Source organism: Dermabacter sp. Marseille-Q3180, assembly GCF_940792985.1.
In the GTDB taxonomy this organism is placed as follows: Bacteria; Actinomycetota; Actinomycetes; order Actinomycetales; family Dermabacteraceae; genus Dermabacter; species Dermabacter vaginalis.
The window spans coordinates 532,301-549,591 of record NZ_CALNWU010000001.1; the positions used below are offsets into that span (position 1 = coordinate 532,301).

Sequence of the window (17,291 nt, forward strand, 5' to 3'; positions counted from 1 at the left end):
GCGTAAACGTTCTCCCACAGTGAAAGAGGCGATGGTCCGTGCACGAGGCCCACGAACAAGCATCGGGCGATTCCTTCGGGCCGAATCAGTGGCTCGTGGACGAGCTACGCGCGCAGTTCGAGAAGGACCCCGGTAGCGTCGATCCATCGTGGGCCGCCTACTTCTCTTCGCACCCGCGAACGGCGAACGCACCGAGGCGCGAAGATGCGCACGATGCCGAGCACACTGAAGCTCAGGCAGAGCCCGAGCCTCCCGCCCCTGTCGCCGAACCTGCCGAGCGGTGCTCGCGCGAGAAAGATTCGATGGTCACCCATAGCCACAGCGGAATCTCGTCAGCGTCGGACCGCCCCCGCACCCCGACCACCGAACTCCCCGCCCTTGCCCCATTCGAACCCACCGAACCCGAGCCGAGCCGCATGCGCGGCCCCGCCGCCGCGATCGTCAAAAACATGGACGAATCGCTCACAATCCCTACCGCGACAAGCGTGCGCGATATCCCCGTCAAACTCATGTTCGACAATCGCGAGGTCATCAACGGGCACCTCCGCCGCATGCGTGACGGCAAGGTGAGCTTCACCCACCTCATTGGCTACGCCATGGTCGAGGCCATCAGCGAAGTCACCGATATGAACAACGGCTTCGAAACGCGAGAGGGCAAGCCCACACTGCTCACGCGCGAGGACATCAACTTCGGCCTCGCGATCGATATTCGCAGGGCCGACGGTCGCCGAGGTCTCGTCGTTCCCAATATCAAAGGCGCGCAGCGCCTCACCTTCCGGCAGTTCCGCCGCGAATACGACAAGATCGTCAAACGTGCGAGGAGCGGGAAACTGACGATCGCCGACTTCGAGGACACGACGGTGTCGCTCACGAACCCCGGGGGGATCGGCACCGTGCACTCGGTTCCGCGCCTCATGAAGGGCCAGGGAGTGATCGTGGGCGTGGGCGCAATGAACTACCCGGCCGCGTTCCAGGGGGCGAGCCCCGAGACTCTCGCCCAACTCGCCGTTTCGAAGGTCATGACGCTCACCTCGACGTACGACCACCGCGTGATCCAAGGGGCAACCTCGGGCGAATTCCTGCGCGTCATGGCCAACAAACTCATGGGGCTCGACGGCTTCTACGAGCGGATCTTCACGTCGATGCGCGTCCCCTACGAGCCGATCCAGTGGGTTCCCGACAACCCGCTCAAGGATTCCGATCAGGAAAAGTTCGCGCACGTCATGGACCTCATCCACGCGTATCGCACGCGCGGGCACCTCGTCGCGGACATCGACCCCCTCCAATACCGCCAGCGCAAGCACCCGGATCTCGACGTTTCCACCTATGGGCTTACCCTGTGGGACCTCGATCGCACATTCCCCACGCGCGGCTTCGGCGGAGCCGAACGCGCGACCTTGCGCGAGATCATCGAGAAACTTCGCGATGCGTATTCACGCACGACGGGCGTTGAGTACATGCATCTCACCGACCCCGAAGAGCGCCTCTGGTTCCAGGCGCAAATCGAGCGCCCGCGCGATCCATTCACCAAGCAAGAGCTCACCCACATCATGGATCGTTTGAATGCCGCCGAAGCGTTCGAGCAGTTCCTCCAAACGAAATACGTGGGCCAGCGACGCTTCTCGCTCGAGGGCGGCGAGGCCATGATTCCGCTTCTCGACACGGTCATGTCGGGCGCCGCGCGCGCCGGAATGGACGAAGTGTGCATCGGCATGTCCCACCGCGGGCGCCTCAACGTGCTCGCAAACCTCGCGGGCAAAAGCCACGCCCAAATCTTCCAGGAGTTTGAAGGTACCGAGGACGTCGACGAGCTCGGTTCGGGCGACGTGAAGTACCACCTCGGCACCGAAGGTTCGTTCACGTCGTGGGATGGCCACAGCACAAAGGTGTACCTCGCGGCGAACCCGAGCCACCTCGAAGCCGTCAACCCCGTTCTCGAAGGGATCGTGCGCGCGAAGCAAGACCGCTCCACGAACCGCACGCTCGACTTCCCCATCCTTCCGATCCTCGTGCACGGCGATGCGGCGTTTGCCGGCCAGGGTGTCGTGACCGAAACTCTCAACCTTTCCGAGCTTCGCGGGTACCGCACGGGCGGCACGATTCACGTGGTGGTCAACAATCAAATCGGATTCACCACCTCGCCGGATTCCTCACGCAGCTCGTTCTATTCAACTGATATCGCGAAGGGCACGCAGCTGCCGATCTTCCACGTGAACGGCGATGATCCCGAGGCCGTCGTGCGCGCCGCCGAAATCGCCTTTGCGTATCGCCAGCGATTCCACCGCGACATCGTGATCGACATGGTGTGCTACCGCCGCCGCGGGCACAACGAGGGCGATGACCCCTCGATGACGCAGCCGCTCATGTACAAGCTCATCGAGAACAAACCGAGCGTGCGCAATCTGTTCACGCAGACTCTCCTCGAGCGCGGCGACCTCTCCGACGACGAACTCCAAGGGGTCGTCGAAAACTTCCACTCCCACCTCGAGAATGCGTTTGCCGGCTCGCGCGCGGGCGCCGACGTGCACGGGGCGAGCGTGCGTGGCCTCGAGCTTCCCGACTCGCAGCAAGCGACCGAGCCGCCCCACGAAGCAGCCGCGTTCGACACGGGCGTAGAGCGCGAAATCCTGGAAAAGATCGCCGATGCGCACGCCGCCTACCCGGATGACTTCACGCCGCACCCCAAGATCGCGCAGCTCGCCACGCGACGCATCGCGATGAGCCGCACGGGCGGCATCGACTGGGGTTTCGGTGAAATCCTCGCGTTTGGCTCGCTCCTCGTTGAGGGCCGCCCCGTGCGCCTCGCCGGTCAAGACTCCCGGCGCGGAACCTTCACGCAACGCCACGCCGTGTTCATCGACGGCAAAACTCAGGACACGTGGACCCCTCTCCAACATCTCGACCGCCACCAGGCAACCTTCAGCGTGTTCGATTCGTCGCTCAGCGAGTTCGCGGCCCTAGGCTTCGAATACGGCTACTCGGTGGAAGCGCTCGACTCCCTCGTCTTGTGGGAAGCGCAGTTTGGCGATTTCGCGAACGGCGCGCAAACGATCATCGATGAGTTCATCGCCAGCAGCGAACAAAAGTGGGGCCAGCGTTCAGGCGTGACCCTACTCCTCCCCCACGGCTTCGAAGGCCAGGGCCCGGACCACAGCTCCGCACGCCCCGAGCGTCTCCTCCAACTGTGCGCCGAAAGAAATATGCGGATCGCCGCGCCCTCGACGCCAGCGAACTACTTCCACTTGCTACGCCGTCAAGCGAAGCGCCCCCGCAAGCGCCCCCTCATCGTGCTCACGCCCAAATCGATGCTGCGCAATAAAGCCGCCGCGAGCAGCGTAGAGGAGTTCCTCTCCGGCACATTCATGCCGGTCATTCCCGATCAGCACCGCACTCCCGAGCGTGTCACTCGCGTGCTCTTATGCTCCGGGAAGATCTACTGGGAGCTCGAAAAGGAGCGACACAGTCGCGGCGATGAAGAAACGGCGATCGTTCGCCTCGAGCAGCTCGCTCCCCTTCCCAGCGACGCCCTGCGCGACGCGCTTGCACCGTTCGGCGACGCACCGCTCACGTGGGTGCAGGAAGAACCCCTCAACCAGGGCGCGTGGGGCCATCTCGCGATGAACCTCCCGCGTGATCTCTCCTCCCGCCTCCACGTCCTCGCGCGCCCTGCCTCCGCGAGCCCCGCAGCGGGTACCATGAAAAGGCACATCGCAGAGCAACGCGAACTTCTCGAGCGCGCCTTCTCCAAGGACACACTCGAGAGGTAGCGGGAAAACCGCGCGAGCCAAGCGCCGCACACAAGGCGTAGGCAAGCGTCGGAACCCCGCCCTTGAACCGCCACAACCGCCATCGACGCCAACCGAAGGAAACGCACGTGACTTCTTCCCCCGCCCCCACCAAGCCGCGCGTTCGCGTGATTGCCCTCGGCGACGAAATGCTTGCCGGCGCCGGCGACCAGCGCGCGATGGGATGGTTTACTCGCGCCCTCGCGCAACACAATGGCTCGGGTGACCTCGTGGACTCCTACACCGTTGCGATCCCGGGTGAGACCACCGCGGCGCTCGCACGGCGCTGGGAAAATGACGTCACGCGCCTGCTTGACACGCACAACACGGGCGACATTGACGACACGCAGCACCGCGTGGTGCTCGCCCTAGGCCGCGCCGATCTCGATGCCGGGATCAGCATTGCGCGCTCGCGCCTCAACCTCGCGACCGTGCTCGACGGCCTCGGGCACCTCAGGATTCCCGCGTTCGTCGTGGGGCCCGCCCCTTCGAGGGATCGCGCCCGCACCGACGCGATCATCGAACTCTCGCATGCCTTCCACGACGTGTGTGCACGACGCCGCATCCCTTACGTCGACCCGGCGGCGGCGCTCGCCCACCACGATCAGTACCTCGCTGACGTCGCGCGTTCGGAGCGTGACCTGCCCTCGCAGACGGGCTATGGGCTTATCACGTGGCTCGTGCTGCACGGCGAATTCTCGGAGTTCCTCGCCGTCCAGTAGCGGCACCACGCGCGTGATGTTGATCCCCTCACCACAGGGGCCCCGCAACCGCACACGCAAAGTATGAGAGAATGCCGAGGTTGCCTTTGCACCTCGGTGCGGGCATTGACACGCGAACCGAACGAAAAGGAGAGTGCCATGAGCAAGCGCGGACGCAAGCGCAAGTCGCGTAGGAAGAACAGCGCGAACCACGGTAAGCGCCCCAGCGCCTGAGCAACGCGCTCGGCACGCGAATTCCGTAAAAACGCCCGGCTGAATGATTCAGCCGGGCATTTCGCTGTCCATCACGAGCCCTTCTCGTAGGCTCCGGACCGCCTGCGTACTTAGCTGCGCTTAGGGTCTTCGCTCGTGCGGGTGACGGCGATCGATTCACTTCGCACGCTCCCATCGGCGCCGTAGCTCACGCGGACCTCGCGATACGTGAGGGTCCGTGCCGATCCACGAACACGCTCGCGCAACTCTTCGGAAGCCCGCCCCGAGCATGAGGAGCGCAGAAGCTGACGCACGAGGCGCGCCTGCTCGATCTCTCGCGCGCACGCCGCGCATTCACCAAGGTGGCTTTCAAGTTCGACCGCTTCGGCGTCACTCAGCCGCCCCGTGAGGGCGCGATCAACCCGAGCCATGAGTCGCTCAAGCGCTGGATCACACACGAGTGGCACCTTCCTGTGGTCGCGGATCGGTCGGCGCGACGCCGAACTTCACGGCGCCCACCACGAGGTTGAACGCCCTCAAGGAGCGCTTTATTCCCCTCATGCTTTCTGATCCCCGCCATCGGCCTCGCTCGCATCGCGCAAGTAGCCGCGCTCGCGCGCATACTGCTCGAGCGAGGCCCGCAAGAGCCCCCGCCCGCGGTGGATGCGCGACATCACGGTGCCAATCGGCGTGCCCATAATCTCGGCGATTTCCTTGTAGGAAAACCCCTCAACGTCGGCGAGATAAACCGCCTCGCGGTAGTCCTCGCGAAGGTCGTTGAGGGCGTCTTGGATATCGCCCTCGGGAAGGAGAGCGAGAGCTTCCGTTTCGGCGCTTCGAAGCCCCGTGCTGTCGTGAGAGGCTGCGCGAGCCAGTTGCCAATCCTCAACCTGCTCCCCGCCGGATTCCTTGGGCCGGCGCTGCGCCTTGCGGTACGACGAGATGAAGGCGTTGTGCATGATGCGGAAAAGCCAAGCACGCATATTCGTGCCCGCTTTGAAGCTCGTGGAGGCGCGAAAGGCCCTCACGTACGTGTCCTGCACGAGATCCTCGGCATCGTGCTGATGGCGCGTAAGGCGCAGCGCGCCTGAATAAAGCGCATCGATGTGGCTCAGCGCCTCACGTTCAAACTCTTCAGGGCTGAGCGCCGTATCCGGCGTGCTCTCCACATTCGCTGCGGCGCCTTGCTCGGCTCTCTCCACCGCATCCTCCACGTGGTTCCCCCGAGCGGGGAACGCTTCTTTTTCGCTCATTACTTTCGACTCTACGCTGTTCAGGTGGGAGTTTCATGCGGTGCGATAGTCTTTGCGTGTTCCGATTCGCATGGCCTCAAAAAGGAAGCTGAGGAAAGCATGTCCCTCGTTCGCCGCATCGCACGCCCCCTTCTCGCCGCACCGTTCATTTTCGAGGGTGTGCAAACCGCTATCCGCCCGGATCGCGTTCTCGATGCCCTTCCCGTCACGATCGCTGACATCGACGAGCAGGTCTCGAAGAGCCCGCTCCCAACGGATGCCGAAACGATCCTTCGCGCCGCCGGTGGTCTCGCTGCCGTTGCTGGCGCCGCCTTCGCGCTCAACAAGAAACCGCGCCTCGCCTCGGCGACCCTCCTACTCTCGACCACCGTTGGTCTCGCGGGCCGCAAGCGGGTGTGGGAGCTCAAGGGTACCGAGCGCACCGAAGAACTGCGTGCCATTGCCGGTGACCTGGGCCTCCTCGGCGGCGTTCTCCTCGCCGTCGTGGACACCGATGGTAAGCCCTCGCTCGCCTACCGCGTTGATAAAGCCATTGAGCGCGCGCAGAAGTCGGCCGCTGAAAAGCAGCGCGAACTCGAAAAGGCCGCGAAGAAGAACAAGAAGAAGTCCTCGAAGAGCCTTGACGAGCTCGACCGCTCGCTCGCGAAGAAGATCAAGAAGGCTGCCTGAGTTCGAGGTTTTCTGTGTCTGACGTTCAGTGGACGGCGCCCGTTGCCTACGGGCCCATTGATGCCCACGTCAGCGTCCCCGGCTCGAAGTCCCTCACGAACCGGTGGCTCGTGCTCGCTTCTCTCGCGAGCACGTCCACCGCACTCGTGGGGGCTCTTTCTTCGCGGGATTCCCACCTCATGATCGAGGCGCTCGGCGCCCTTGGCGGAAGCGTGAGCACGACGAACGAGGCTCTCACCGTCACGCCGCTTGCATTCCCGCACACTCGGGGCGAGGGCCACGATGCCTTGGAGCCGATCGAGGTGCACTGCGGCCTCGCCGGAACCGTGATGCGCTTCGTTCCGCCGCTCGCTGCCCTCACTGGGCGCCCCGTGACGTTCACGGGCGATAAGGGCGCTCTCGTGCGGCCCATGGCCGCGCTCATCGACGCTCTTCGGCAGCAGGGTGTCGAAGTGACGTGCCACGGCGAAGAAGGTTTCCTGCCCTTTACCGTGCGCGGCGCGTGCCTGCCAGGCGGAACAGTGTCGATCGACGCAAGCGGCTCGAGCCAGTTCGTCTCGGCGCTACTCCTCGCAGCTGTCCGCGCGGATTCTCCCCTCACCATTCGCCACGTCGGTGAACGCCTCCCCTCGCTCCCCCACATCGAGATGTCCCTCGCGCTCCTTCGCGAATGCGGCATCGAGGCGAAGCACAAAATTGAGAGCGGCCACCACGAGTGGACCGTCATGCCGGGCGAGCTTCGGCTCCCCGCTCCGGTCACGGTGGAGCCCGACCTCTCGAACGCCGGCCCCTTCATTGCCGCGGCCCTCGTGGCGGGCGGCACGATCTCGATCGAGAATTGGCCCGAACACACCACACAACCAGGCGATGAATTCCGCCGTATCCTCCCCCTCATGGGCGCGCACGTCGAGCGCGTCGGTTCCGACCTCGAGTTTTCGGGTACCGGGCCCCTTCGTGGGATCGATGTGGATCTGGCAGCCGTCGGAGAACTCACCCCCACGATCGCGGCCCTCGCCGCCCTCGCCGATTCACCTAGCCGACTCAAGGGTATCGGGCACCTACGCGGGCACGAAACCGATCGCGTTCACGCGCTCGCCGTGGAGCTCACGAAGCTCGGCGCAAGCGTGCACGAGGGCGAAGATTTCCTCGAGATCACTCCCGGCCCCCTCACCGGAACGGTATTCGAGACCTACGACGACCACCGTATGGCGACCTCCGGTGCCATCATTGGGCTGCGGGTCCCGGGAGTGCGCGTCGTTAACGTCCAGACGACGAACAAAACCTTGCCCGATTTCGTTGGAATGTGGACCTCGATGCTGCATACGGGACGCCCCGCGGGGAACACATGGTGAGGCGCGCGGGAAATCTCTCCAACTTCGAGGATTTTGACGAATCCTCGGTGCGCACGCGCCCCAACCGTCGCGGCTCACGGCCACGCACGAAAGAGCGCCCGAGCTACACGAACGCGGTCACAGCGCGAGTCGTGGGAGTCGATCGTGGGCGTTGGCGCACGATCGCCGACGAGGGCGCCGAGAACGAGCGCCCCGTGACCGCGATGCGTGCGCGTGCCCTCGCTCGCACACCGATCGTGCCTGGCGACCTTGTGCGCCTCACGGGCGATACTTCGGGGCGCACCGACACGATTGCCCGCATCGTCGAGGTCGAGGATCGCACGAGCTTCCTTCGCCGAAGTGCCGATGACGACGACGCTTCCGAGCGTCCCCTCGTCGCCAACGCCGACACCCTCGTGATGGTCACGGCCCTCGCTCACCCCGAACCGCGCGGCGGCATGATCGACCGCTGCCTCGTGGCCGCATACGTCGCGGGGATCACTCCCCTGCTGTGCCTCACAAAAGCCGATCTCGCCGATCCCCACGGATTCCTCAAGAAGTACGCTCCGCTCGGCGTTGAGCACGTCACCACGCACATGAATTCCGACGGCACCATCGCCGGCATCGAGGCGCTTCGCGAGCGTCTTTCCGGGCACTTGAGCGTGCTCGTGGGCCACTCAGGCGTGGGAAAATCGACGCTCATCAACGCTCTCGTTCCGGGAACCGAACGGGCAACCGGTCACGTCAACGCGGTGACGGGCCGAGGGCGGCACACGTCGAGTTCAGCCCTCGCTCTGCGCCTGCCCGAAGGCAACGGCTGGGTGATCGACACACCCGGCGTGCGCTCCTTTGGCCTTGGGCATGTAAGCCCCGAGGAACTCGAATCGGCATTTGAGGATCTCGCACCGCTCATGGAGGAGTGCCCGCGCGGCTGCACGCACGCTTCGGCTGACGAGGGCTGCGCGCTTGACGCACTCGTTGCCGACGGCCACGCCGGAAGCGCCGGGCCCGCAAGGCTCGCGAGCTTCAGGCGTCTCAACGACACACTTCGCACCAACGACCCGTGGGCCCTCTAACAGCCCACCCCAGCTAAGGAGAATCCCTCATGGCCGCGGCACACCAGGACGACATTCGGCTCGCCCACGTTCTCGCTGACTCCGTCGATCAACTCACGATGTCGCGTTTCAAAGCTGAGGACCTCACACGCGAGCGCAAAGACGACCACACGATCGTGACCGATGCTGACCGTGCCGCCGAAGAGCTCGTGCGCGCGCAGCTCGCGCGCGCCCGCAGCCGCGATCAGGTCATCGGCGAAGAGTTCGGCTCGCACGGCGAAAGCCACCGCAAATGGATCATCGACCCGATCGACGGCACTGCAAACTTTGCGCGTGGCCTTCCGGTCTGGGCCACGCTCATCGCCCTGGAGGAGGATGGCGAGGTTGTCGCGGGCGTCGTCTCCGCACCCGCGTTGAATCGACGGTGGTGGGCCACCGTCGGAACCGGAGCCTTCACGGGCCCGCGCCTCTCCTCCGCCCAGCGCATCCACGTGTCCTCCACCTCGCGACTCGAGCAGGCCATACTCTCCTACGGAAGTCTCGAGGGTTGGGCGCGCGTGGGGCGACTGCGCGAATTTGTGAACCTCCTCCAGCGAGTCGAGCGCACGCGAGGCTTCGGCGACTTTTGGAGCTACATGCTCCTCGCCGAAGGCGGGATCGACGTCGCACTCGAGCCCTCGCTCACACTTCATGACATGGCGGCACTCGTTCCCATCGTGCACGAAGCCGGCGGGCGCTTCACCGATCTCGAGGGTGTCGATGGCCCCTACGGAACGAGCGCTATCGCGAGCAACGGGCCGCTTCACAGCGCCATCCTCGAGGCTTTGCACCCCTCTCACTAGGGGCGCCTTCACGGGTGTCGCAAGGGAGAAACGATAGGATGGGGGGCGCAAACGCGCGGCATTTTCGCTGCGCATCACACGACCTGGGAAGGACCCTCATGAGCGTCAAGCGCGTTGCTCTCCTGACTGCGGGCGGTTACGCCCCGTGCCTCTCGTCGGCTGTTGGCGGCCTGATCGAGCGCTACAACGAGCTGAACCCTGAGATCGAGATCATCGCCTACAAGCACGGCTACTGGGGCCTGCTCTCCGGCGAAAAAATCGTGATCGACGATGAGGCCCGCAAGAACGCGCATCTCCTGCACAACTACGGCGGCTCGCCGATTGGCAACTCGCGCGTCAAGCTCACGAACACGAAGAATCTCGTGGAGCGCGGCCTCATCAAGGAAGGCGAAAATGCCCTCGAGGTTGCCGCAAACAAGCTCAAGGCCGATGGCGTGGATGTTCTCCACACGATCGGTGGCGACGACACGAACACGACCGCCGCTGACCTTGCGAAGTACCTCGCCGATCACAACTACCCGCTCCAGGTCGTGGGCCTCCCGAAGACGATCGACAACGACATCGTTCCGATCCGCCAGTCGCTTGGCGCTCGCACCGCCGCCGAACAGACCTCCCTCTTCGCGCAGAATGTCATTGCGGAAAACGGCTCGAACCCGCGCATGCTCATCATCCACGAAATCATGGGCCGCGCATGCGGTTACCTGACCGCCGAGGCCGCGCGCTACTACCAGGACTGGCACTCGAAGCAGCAGTGGCTTCCGTCGATCGGCCACGACGAGCGCCGTTGGGACGTCCACGCCGTGTTCCTTCCGGAGCTTGCTCTCGACATCGAAGGTGAAGCGGAACGCCTCAAGAAAGTCATGGACGAGGTTGGCTGCGTCAACATCTTCCTCTCCGAAGGCGCCGGCATCCCCGAGATTATCGCCGAGCTCGAAGCGAAGGGCGAAGAGGTCGAGCGCGACCCGTTCGGCCACGTCAAGCTCGACAAGATCAACCCCGGTCAGTGGTTTGCGAAGCAGTTCGCGGAGCGCCTCGGTGCCGAGAAGGTCATGGTGCAAAAGTCCGGTTACTTCGCTCGTTCGGCCAAGGCCAACGCCGACGATCTGCGCCTCATCAAGTCGATGACCGACCTCGCCGTGCAGGTCGCCCTCGAGGGCGGCACCGGCGTGATCGGCCACGACGAGGAGAAGGGCAACCAGCTTCGCGCGATCGAGTTCGAGCGCATCGCGGGCCACAAGGCCTTCGACGTGGACCAGGAATGGTTCGCGGGCGTGCTTGAGCGCACGGGTCAGAAGCTCGAGAAGGCCGAGAAGCACTGATGCACTAGCCGGGTGGCACGAGTCGCCCGAATGGCCCGGGCATGCGCGCTTTGCGTTCCTGCCCGGGCTTTTCTTTTCCGTGAAAGGGGTCCGACGTTTGATTCGCCGCACGCTGAGTACACTTTTTCCGCCGCATGTTCGCGAGAGCGGAGAGCCGCCACTCGGGCCGCGGGCCGACCGCTATGAAGCGTGGAGCGGTGTTCTGAATTTCTCGCGCCGCCCGCGCCAGGGCGCCCTGGGCGATTGCTGGCTCATGGCGCCGATGCTCGCGATCCACTCGGTCGATCCCCAGTTTTTCGCGAATGCCATCAAGGTCCAGCCCGGGTCGCCCAAAGCGCTCGCGCGTGTGTTCGTGGAAGGAGCCCCGGCGTGGAGGAGCGTGAATATGCGCTTTCCGGTCAACGAACGCGGACGCTTCGCCTACGCGACTGAGGAAGGAGGCGGCCCAGGCTGGCCGGGCATCCTCGAGAAAGCATGCGCCGCGGAATTCTCCGGTTCGTATGCATGGATCGCGCGGGGCTTTGCGAAATGGGGATTTCCCGCGCTGACCGGCGTGAGCGCCTCGACCCGCCTCACACTGCCCTCCCCCGGCGAGGTCGAGGATCTTCTCGCGCAGAAGCGGCCCGTCGTCGCCTCCACGCATATGCTTTCGCCCGCGCTCTCGCGCGGGGGACAGTCGGGGGCTATCCCGCCGATGCATGTCATGGCGGTTGCGGGGGCGAAGCCCGATACCGGTGAGATCGTGCTGCGGAACCCGTGGCGCCCGGGTGCCTGGGTCACACTTAACAGACGAGAGTTCCGCCGCGCGTTCCTCTCCGTCGACGTGCTTGACCAGCCACTCGGGCGCTCACGCGAAGGCTCGTAGGGGTTAGCCCTTACAGTTGAAGCCGTTCTGCTTCTTGCCGGTGCCGGAACAGTAGGCGTGTCCGGCCTCGAGGCCACCCGTGTTCAGAGTCAGCTCGCTCACCGTCACGGGAATGTAGCCGGCGTCATTGAGCTGGCTGAGGATCTGCTCAGCCGCATCCACGGTCGAATCGTGAATATCGTGCATCAGGGCAATCGGCTCGGTGTAGGCGTTTGCACCCTCGACGGCTGCCTCGATCGTTTTGGCCGTGTCCCTCGTTTTCCAGTCGAGAGTGTCGACGTCCCACTGCACGATCGCCATGCCGCGAGAGGCAACAATCTCATCCACGGTTTCGTTGTGGCTGCCATATGGCGGGCGGAATAGAAGCGGCTCGAAGCCCGTGACCTCCGCGAGAAGATCAGAGTTCTCGTTGACCTCCTTCTCCACGCGCTCGCGCGACTTGCGCTTGAGATCGGGGTGAGTGACCGAGTGGTTGCCCAGCTCGAAGCCCGCTGCCGCGACCATGAGAGTCGTCTTACGGTGTTCTTTGATGCTGTTGCCCATCTCGAAGAACGTCGTTGCCGCTTTCGCCTTCTTGTAGACGTCAAGGAGCTCGGGAGTGCGGGCGCCGGGGCCGTCATCGTACGTCAGAGCAACGCAGTGCTCGAGGAACACGTCGTAGCCAATCGCCGTGCTCGGGCGCACCGCCCCACCGGGAGTGGGCGTCGGTACCTCAGTCGAGGCGCCTTCGCCCTCGGCGCCGTCGGACTGCCCACCATCCGATGCCGCGGGGCTCGCCGCTTCGGAACCGTCCGACGGTCGATTCGGCGAATCGATCGGCTTTGCCACATGGCGCTTAGGCGTGAAGTGTTCGAGCTCTTCGCTCGGCTCACCCGTGAATTTCGCGGGCTTTGCGCTCGCGTCCTTCGCGAGCTTTCCGAGATCAGAAAGGAACGGTTCCGTGTCGACGACGAGCCGTGCCGGGGCCTCACCGGCCGCTCCCGTACGGAACGCGAGCACGAGTTTGCCCTCGGGATTGAATGCCATCGCCGGGCCATTGCCGTACGGGGCACTCTTGTCAATGAGAGCTTTATCGACGGCCGAGGCATCAACCTTGGCCTTGCCTGCGGCATCGTGGACGGCTTTCGCAAACTCGCCCCACTTCGCAGCCTCGATAAGCGCGGCTGGGGCAAACGACTGCTTCTTTCGTGCGTCGTACCAGATCGAGCAGGGCACATCCGCCTCGTCGCCGAGGCTCCCCACAACCGCGACGCCCACGACGTCCTGAGCGGCGGCGAGAATCGTAGCCTTGATCTCGACCTTCTCGATATCTCCCCAGTGCGCCTCGCGCAGCAGACGGTTTCGCACGACCTCGGTCGCCTGGGTCAGATTGCGTGCCTTCGGAAATCGCGGGGTCGTGACGGTCTTGCCTTCGGCTTCGGGGTTGAGCGTGACGTCAACCGATTCGAGGAGCGAGGCATCTGCGCTCGTCCACTCGGTCGACGGTTCGGGACTCGTGCTCGGTGACTGCGCACCACCCTTACCGGAGGCCTTACCGCCGTTCTTTCCATCCCCTGCATTCGAGCAGGCAGCGAGACCGGCGACGGCACCAGCTGAAAGTCCGGCGAGAGCGGTGCGGCGGCGAATAGGACGGGTTTCAAGAAGCGGCGACACGATTCTTCCTTCGTCGAAAGTATTGGAAAGCGAGCACTCGCACGAACCTGCACAGCTAAAAAACATTGTCCGCACGCGCCTCGCCGCCCACGAGTGTACTCCCCTGCATTTCACGAACCTTCACGCCCACGCGCATCGCGAGCCCGGATAGTTCCCGGAGTCCGCCAGCCCCTCTCAAACGCAAGAGACCTCGAGGTCGAGCCGCCGCTCGGCGCGCGGTGGCGCCGTACCAATCTCCGGGAAGAGATCGGCATAAAAAGAAGCCCTCGCCAGTCAATGCTGGCGAGGGCTTCTACTGGTAGCGGGGGCAGGATTTGAACCTACGACCTCCGGGTTATGAGCCCGGCGAGCTACCGAACTGCTCCACCCCGCGTCGGTGATCTCTAACTTAGTAGGCCTCCCCCGCGGAGTCTAGTTTTCAGCGCCGAAACGTTTCGTAGTTCACGTTCACGCCCCGTTCACACTCCCGTTCCTTCGCTAATTGCTACCTCCGGCAAGCTGCGAATTAGCGGCATCTGCACGCTCGATGGCGTCCTTCAGGCGCTCTTGCGCCTCGCCATACTTCGCCCAGTCACCCTCGGCGCGTGCCTTCTCGGCATCGTTCCACGCCGCATCAAGATCCTTGAGCGCAGCATCGAGATCGGCTCTGGGATCGCCCGAGCCGCCTTCGGGCGCCGGCGGCGCTGGAGATTCACTAGGCTTCTCGCTCGGCTGAGGTTGGGAATCACCAGCGGCGTCGCCACCGGCATGAGGATCCGAGACCGCATCCTCAACGGCTTTGGCTTCACCGGTCGTGGGCACCTCGGCGTCGCCCGCACTCGCACCCGAGTCGCCACCGAAAACAGCGTCGAGAGCCTCATCGAGCGTGTCGGCATACCCCACCTTGTCGCCAAAGCTCACGAGCACCTTGCGCAGGAGTGGATAGGACGTGCCGCCGCCCGAGCTCGAGCTCATCACATAGACAGGCTGCACGTACAGCAAACCGCCGCCAACCGGGAGCGTGAGAAGGTTGCCGTTGATGACCTTCGAATTGCCCTGGCGTAGCAGGTTGAGTTCGTTGGAGACCTGCGGGTTCGAGTTAAAGGTGTTTTGCACCTGCCTAGGCGCGCTCACGGGATTCGAACTCGGGAGCACAAGGAGCGTGAGTTTGCCGTAGTCCTTCGCGGGGTTGCCCTCTTTCGCTCCTGTTTCAGAGTTCACGGCAAGCAGACCTGTGAGAACGTCCTGACCGGATTCCGGGATGTAGCTCGAGGAAAGCGTGAACTGCGGTTCGCTTTCGTCGGGCATCTGCATCGTGAGGTAGTGCGGAGCCTGAAGCGGCGCGGAGCCGCTCTCATCGTCACGCGCCTGAGTGGGGTCCGGAGTGGTTTGCCAGAAGTCCTGGCCCACGTAAAAGTCCTCAGCCTTATCGATGTGGTACTTGCCAAGAATCGACCGCTGCACCTTGAAGTAATCCGCCGGGTAGCGCAGATGGCTCATGAGGTCGCCCGAGATTTCGCTCGAGGGCTTCACGGAATTCGGGAAGGCGCTCTCCCACGCTTGGAGAATCGGGTCCTCCGTGTCCCACGCATACAGCGTCACGCTGCCATCAAAGGCATCGACGGTGGCTTTCACGGAATTGCGCACATAGTTCACGCGGCGCTCGCGCAGACCCGCGGTGTCCGCACCATTGACCTTCGAATCGGTGACGACTTGGTCGAAGTTCGTCGCTTGCGCGTACGGGTAGCGGTCGCTCGTGGTGTAGGCATCGATGACCCACTTCAACTTGCCATCCACGACTGCCGGATACATCTCGGTGTCGAGGGAGAGGAACGGCGCGACGGTTTTCACTCGCTGCTGCGGATCGCGATCGTAAAGAATCTGCGACTCCTCGTTCACGTAGCTCGAGATCAGAATGTTGAACTCGCGGAATTTAATCGCGAACAGCATGCGATTGAAGAAGTTGCCAACGCTCGGGCCACCGTTGCCCGTGTAGGTGTTGGACACCTGGCGGCCCTGATCGTCGCCGTCCGTTCCGGACTGGTAGTCGAACTCTTGCGGGTCGGCACCCTCTGGGGCACCCACGATCGAGTAGCTCGGCGAGTGGCGCCCGAAGTACACGCGCTCCTGGAACTCACCGAGCTTGCCCGAGCCCGGCACGCCGGACTGGAAGAAGGCTGGCTCACCATCAGGACGCCGCTGGTTGCCGTAGGCAGCAGCTACGCCGAAGCCGTGTGTGTACACAACGTGCTGGTTGACCCACGACTGCGAGGAGAGTTCGAGCTTATCGGGCCGAAGCTCGCGCACGCCGATCACGGTGTCTTGCTTTTGCCCATCGATGTCGTAACGGTCCACGCTCAAGGTGTTTTCAAAACCCCAGTAGCGGCGGTTCGCTTCGCGCTGACCGAAGGTCGGCGAGACCACCGCGGGATCGAGTAGGCGGATTTGCGCCGTAGTTGCGGCGTCCTCACGCAACTGCCCCGAGGTTGCTGCGGACTTCGCACGGTACGAGATTTCATTGACTTCTTCGAGGCCGTATGCGGCGCGGGTGGCCGCCATGTTCTCTTCAATGAATGGCTTTTCGAGGTTACGTTCGTTGGGCTCCACCTGGAAGGTCTGAATGAGGTAGGGGTACACCATTCCAACGGCGACCGTGGAGAGCACAATAAGTCCCGCTGCGGCGGCCGGCAGCTTCCAATTACCCTTGAGGATCCACGCAAGCAACACCAGCGCAACGATGATCGCGGAGATCGCGAGGATGGTCTTACCGGGGATGAGCGCGTGCACGTCGGTGTAGGCCGCGCCATCGAATTTTTCGTGCGAGGCGGTGAGGGTCGCGTAGCGTTCAAACCAGTGTTGCGCCGCGAGCACGAGCATGTAGGCCATCGCGATGACACCCACGTGAGTGCGCGCCGCACGAGTGAGGTTGAGCCCTTTCCTCTGATCCCACTCAATACCGCCATAAATGAAGTGGCCGAGTACTGCCGCGAACGCGCTCGCAAGGATCACGAAATTCACGAGCCCGAGCGCCGTTTCAATAACCGGAAGCGTGAACACGTAGAACGCGATGTCGTTGTGGAACACCGGATCGGTTTTGCCGAACGGCTCCTGGTTGAGCATGAGGAGGATCTCTTGCCACTGACGCGAAAGTGTGAGGCCTCCAAAAATGCCAAGAACGACGGGCGCGGCGATCGTGATCACTTTTCGCAACGGTTCAACAGCATCGCGAAAACCCGCGATCGCAATGTCTTCGCGCGTGAGGGGCACGACCTGCGGTCGATATTTGTGACTCGCCCACAGGCATACGAAAATCGGCACGGCTACAGCCACGAGCCCTGCAAGGAACAGGAGCCCCTGCGTGACCCATTTCTTTACGAGAAAGTCATTAAAGCCCAGCTGATCGAACCACATATAGCTCGTTGCCACCTCGGCAAACCACGCAAACACCACGATGAGCGCCACGATCACGACGATCGTGATCGTGAGAGGCGAAACCTTCTTCGCGCCCTTCTCATTCGTGGGCCCCGCGGGCTTGGGACTCGGCTGGGCAGCACCGGGGAAAGGATTCGTGAAACTCAACGGCGACCTCGACTCACATCGTGGGGAACTATCGTGGGATGAGTACT

13 protein-coding genes and 1 tRNA gene are annotated in these 17,291 nt (G+C 63.6%); 9 read left to right on the forward strand and 5 right to left on the reverse strand.

Annotated elements, in window-relative coordinates:
- The first annotated feature begins 38 nt into the window (after positions 1–38).
- The 3 genes from NBW56_RS02410 to NBW56_RS10180 all read left to right on the forward strand — a co-directional run bounded on the left by NBW56_RS02410 (position 39) and on the right by NBW56_RS10180 (position 4,720).
- Positions 39–3,767, forward strand: a complete 3,729-nt coding sequence (locus NBW56_RS02410; RefSeq protein WP_250257855.1) for a multifunctional oxoglutarate decarboxylase/oxoglutarate dehydrogenase thiamine pyrophosphate-binding subunit/dihydrolipoyllysine-residue succinyltransferase subunit — start codon at positions 39–41, stop codon at positions 3,765–3,767.
- A 107-nt stretch (positions 3,768–3,874) separates the two neighbouring features.
- Positions 3,875–4,507 carry a GDSL-type esterase/lipase family protein gene (locus NBW56_RS02415; protein WP_239378657.1) on the forward strand — a complete coding sequence of 211 codons (633 nt, stop codon included), beginning with the start codon at positions 3,875–3,877 and terminating at the stop codon, positions 4,505–4,507.
- Between the two features lie 138 nt (positions 4,508–4,645).
- A complete protein-coding gene (locus NBW56_RS10180) occupies positions 4,646–4,720 on the forward strand; it encodes a 50S ribosomal protein bL37 (protein ID WP_371327113.1) in 75 nt (24 codons plus the stop codon).
- A 110-nt stretch (positions 4,721–4,830) separates the two neighbouring features.
- On the opposite strand, the gene NBW56_RS02420 is transcribed toward NBW56_RS10180, so the two are convergent.
- Both NBW56_RS02420 and NBW56_RS02425 read right to left on the reverse strand, forming a co-directional pair.
- The gene (locus NBW56_RS02420) at positions 4,831–5,157 is read right to left on the reverse strand and encodes an anti-sigma factor family protein (RefSeq protein ID WP_250257856.1); all 327 of its coding nucleotides are present in this window, start codon (positions 5,155–5,157) and stop codon (positions 4,831–4,833) included.
- Positions 5,158–5,256: 99 nt separating this feature from the next.
- Complete coding sequence (locus NBW56_RS02425; protein ID WP_250257857.1) at positions 5,257–5,952, reverse strand: sigma-70 family RNA polymerase sigma factor; 696 nt, start codon at positions 5,950–5,952, stop codon at positions 5,257–5,259.
- Positions 5,953–6,051: 99 nt separating this feature from the next.
- On the opposite strand from NBW56_RS02425, the gene NBW56_RS02430 reads away from it, so the two are divergent.
- From NBW56_RS02430 to NBW56_RS02455, 6 genes are all read left to right on the forward strand, one after another.
- Complete coding sequence (locus tag NBW56_RS02430; RefSeq protein ID WP_074299847.1) at positions 6,052–6,621, forward strand: hypothetical protein; 570 nt, start codon at positions 6,052–6,054, stop codon at positions 6,619–6,621.
- Between the two features lie 14 nt (positions 6,622–6,635).
- The gene (gene aroA, locus NBW56_RS02435) at positions 6,636–7,973 is read left to right on the forward strand and encodes a 3-phosphoshikimate 1-carboxyvinyltransferase (RefSeq protein WP_250257858.1); all 1,338 of its coding nucleotides are present in this window, start codon (positions 6,636–6,638) and stop codon (positions 7,971–7,973) included.
- Positions 7,967–9,028 carry a ribosome small subunit-dependent GTPase A gene (rsgA, locus tag NBW56_RS02440; RefSeq protein WP_126846403.1) on the forward strand — a complete coding sequence of 354 codons (1,062 nt, stop codon included), beginning with the start codon at positions 7,967–7,969 and terminating at the stop codon, positions 9,026–9,028. Before aroA ends, rsgA begins: the two co-directional genes overlap by 7 nt.
- Positions 9,029–9,057: 29 nt before the next feature.
- Positions 9,058–9,849 (forward strand): inositol monophosphatase family protein, encoded by a 792-nt coding sequence (locus NBW56_RS02445; protein ID WP_250257859.1) that lies wholly within the window; start codon positions 9,058–9,060, stop codon positions 9,847–9,849.
- Positions 9,850–9,947: 98 nt separating this feature from the next.
- A complete protein-coding gene (locus tag NBW56_RS02450; protein WP_250257860.1) occupies positions 9,948–11,168 on the forward strand; it encodes a pyrophosphate--fructose-6-phosphate 1-phosphotransferase in 1,221 nt (406 codons plus the stop codon).
- Between the two features lie 97 nt (positions 11,169–11,265).
- The gene (locus tag NBW56_RS02455) at positions 11,266–12,033 is read left to right on the forward strand and encodes a C2 family cysteine protease (RefSeq protein ID WP_250257861.1); all 768 of its coding nucleotides are present in this window, start codon (positions 11,266–11,268) and stop codon (positions 12,031–12,033) included.
- A 3-nt stretch (positions 12,034–12,036) separates the two neighbouring features.
- Here the strand turns inward: NBW56_RS02455 and NBW56_RS02460 are convergent, their stop codons facing one another.
- The 3 genes from NBW56_RS02460 to NBW56_RS02470 all read right to left on the reverse strand — a co-directional run bounded on the left by NBW56_RS02460 (position 12,037) and on the right by NBW56_RS02470 (position 17,244).
- Complete coding sequence (locus NBW56_RS02460) at positions 12,037–13,686, reverse strand: polysaccharide deacetylase family protein (protein ID WP_250257862.1); 1,650 nt, start codon at positions 13,684–13,686, stop codon at positions 12,037–12,039.
- Positions 13,687–13,982: 296 nt separating this feature from the next.
- Positions 13,983–14,059, reverse strand: a tRNA-Met gene (locus NBW56_RS02465).
- Positions 14,060–14,163: 104 nt separating this feature from the next.
- Complete coding sequence (locus NBW56_RS02470) at positions 14,164–17,244, reverse strand: UPF0182 family membrane protein (RefSeq protein ID WP_250257863.1); 3,081 nt, start codon at positions 17,242–17,244, stop codon at positions 14,164–14,166.
- Positions 17,245–17,291 lie beyond the last annotated feature (47 nt).

What these genes read in the sequence shown, in the direction of transcription:
- NBW56_RS02430 (WP_074299847.1), top strand. Translation starts at nt 6,052, where the DNA reads ATGTCCCTCGTTCGCCGCATCGCACGCCCCCTTCTCGCCGCACCGTTC.
- NBW56_RS02445 (WP_250257859.1), top strand. Translation starts at nt 9,058, where the DNA reads ATGGCCGCGGCACACCAGGACGACATTCGGCTCGCCCACGTTCTCGCT.
- NBW56_RS02450 (WP_250257860.1), top strand. Translation starts at nt 9,948, where the DNA reads ATGAGCGTCAAGCGCGTTGCTCTCCTGACTGCGGGCGGTTACGCCCCG.
- NBW56_RS02425 (WP_250257857.1), bottom strand. Translation starts at nt 5,952, where the DNA reads ATGAGCGAAAAAGAAGCGTTCCCCGCTCGGGGGAACCACGTGGAGGAT.
- rsgA (WP_126846403.1), top strand. Translation starts at nt 7,967, where the DNA reads ATGGTGAGGCGCGCGGGAAATCTCTCCAACTTCGAGGATTTTGACGAA.